This window comes from Brachyspira pilosicoli (assembly GCF_019402445.1).
GTDB classification, from domain to species: Bacteria; Spirochaetota; Brachyspiria; order Brachyspirales; family Brachyspiraceae; genus Brachyspira; species Brachyspira pilosicoli_B.
Window position 1 is genome coordinate 1 of sequence record NZ_SRZM01000210.1, and the last position, 2,454, is coordinate 2,454.

At 27.1% G+C, this 2,454-nt stretch carries 2 protein-coding genes; both read right to left on the minus strand.

Annotated features, from left to right (window positions below; translation table 11 throughout):
- Window positions 1–292: 292 nt before the first annotated feature.
- Window positions 293–1,948 (minus strand): ankyrin repeat domain-containing protein, encoded by a 1,656-nt coding sequence (locus E6A48_RS07350; protein ID WP_219709376.1) that lies wholly within the window; start codon window positions 1,946–1,948, stop codon window positions 293–295.
- 135 nt (window positions 1,949–2,083) lie between these two features.
- On the minus strand, window positions 2,084–2,454 hold a 371-nt coding region (locus tag E6A48_RS07355), incomplete at its 5' end, for a lysozyme inhibitor LprI family protein (RefSeq protein ID WP_475561307.1).

The following is a 2,454-nucleotide window of genomic DNA, read 5'->3' on the forward strand; positions in this document are numbered from 1 at the left end:
AAACATATTTCATATCAAAGAATTCTTTTTTAGTTTCTGTTTTTTGCCTGTCTGATGAGGTCGTTTTTTGTTCATTAGTATTTTGTGATGCTTGATTTGCTTCTTTATTAGCACCGCAGGAAATTACAGCAATCATTAAACTAAACGCTGTAAGTATTGAAATAATTTTTTTCATATTTTACCTCTATATGTATTATAGTTTTTTATAATAAAAGAAAATTAACAAAATTTCAATTAGAAAATAATAAAATAAAAAGTGATACATATAATGCATACACTTTTTTATTATTTATTAGTAACTAAGATAAGTTTCTAAATCGCTTGGATTATTTAAATGATGAAGTGTTGCTTTGTCATCTTCTGCTATAACAATATCAATAGCTGTTTTTCCTTCTTTGTTTTTAATATTATAATCGGCACCCATATTTATAAGTACTCCTAACATACCATAACTTCCAACAACATTTTCTACGGCAACTATTAATGGAGTATCTCCGTCTTTATTTTTTTTATTTATATCAGCACCGTTTTTTACTAAATAATAACAAACATCTGTTGCAAACCACACTTCACGTACTAAATATGTTAAAGGAGTATCTCCTGTTGCTGAACATATAGCATTTAAATCAGGCTTCAAATCAATAATATCTTTAGCTAAATTTAGATTACGATACTTCATTGCTATTATTAAAGGAGTATATCCGTATCCATCTTCTAAATTTATATCAGCACCTTTTTCTACTAAAAATTTAACCATTTCCTTATCATTTCTAGCAGCAGCTAAACCAAGAGGTGTAATCTTACTATATTGTTTATTTAAATCAGTATCATCTTTTATAAGTTTTTCTAATGCTTTCATATCGCCTTTAGATATAGCATTCATTAATTCATCATATCCGTCTATATTGTTAGAATCTTCGCTTGATAATAATTTTTCTATTTCATAATATTTTTGATTCTTTGCTAATTCTATAGCTTCTTCTCTAGTTGTATTAGTATTGAGATTAAATACATCATTATCTATTAATAATTTAGCTATGTCATAATTACCATAATTAATAGCTTCATATATATAATCATCGCTTGAGTTTAAATTAGCTCCTTCATCAATTAAAAGTTTAGCCATTTCTATATATCCGTTTTCAGCTGCTACTTTTAAAGGAGAATCAACCCAAAATCCGTCATAAAATCTTTGAGCATCTATATCTTGTCCTATAGATAATAAATATTTAACCATTTCTATGTTATTTTCTTGTACTGCTTTTGGAATTAAAGTTTCTTTTGAATCTCCTCTTTTTACAAGAAGTTTAAGTACATCAAGATTGTTGTTGTTAATAGCAATATCTGTCAAATAATAAGAATACTCATAACCATAATCTCTATTTTTATCAAGCCCTTTATCGATTAAGATTTTAGTCATTTCAGGATTATTATTTTTAACAGCATAATAAAGCATATCAATACCATCTTCTGTTTCCATATCGCTTGCTCTAGCATTAACATCTGCACCTTCTTTTATAAGCTCTTTTGCCAAATCATTGTATCCGAATTGTACTGCCAAAAACAAAGGAGTGGAATCTTCAAATATGTATTTATCACCAAAATTTGTGTATTCAGTAATTTTTCCTTCCAAACCTTCCTCTGCTATTAGTTTTGATATTTCGTATATTGGTGCTTTATATTTATGTTCATTGAGTATTTCATCTATTTTTTTATATCCTGTAGGTATAGGGTCTAATTCTGTGCCTTTAATATATTCATTAGTATATTGAGTTTCATCAAAATTAATATCAATATCTGTATTATTAGTTATAGGATTAACATATACTTTATTAGTTTCTGTTTGATTAGTTTGAGTATTTTGTTGTGTTTCTTTGCTTACATTGCCGCAGGAAATTATAGCAATCATTAAAATAAATGCTGCGATTATAGAAATAAAATTTTTCATATAGTCCCCCCTATGTATGTATTGTAGTTTTCGCATTATAAATTAGAATAATTAAATTTTCAATTAGAAAATTTTAATAAAAAAGTGCATACATATATAATGCATGCACTTTTATTAAAACTATTTTTATAAAAATTATTGTATGTTTAAAATTTTAAGCATTTCAGCTTCTATTGCTTTAATATCTCCTTTTGCTTCCTGAATAGCTTTTATTTCTTCTCTTCTTTGCTCCAATAATTCTTCCTGACCTTGTTTGTCTAAAGTAGCCTTTTTAGCAAAATACGCATCGCTTATAAGTTTCTCAGCTACTCTCAAAGTTCTGTCTGATACTATCGCTTTGTCTGATGCATTTTCTGCTTTAGACATATCAAAGCTCGCATCAGTTTTTAAAGCTCCTTCAGGTACTCCATTAACTATACTTCCTTTCCATTCTAATTTTGGCTGATAACTATATATAATATAATCAAAAACTTCTGCATTCTTTATTTCATTATTATCAATGAATA

Bases quoted from the DNA above. Each gene is read 5' to 3' on its own strand.
- E6A48_RS07350 (WP_219709376.1), bottom strand. From the start codon at position 1,948: ATGAAAAATTTTATTTCTATAATCGCAGCATTTATTTTAATGATTGCT.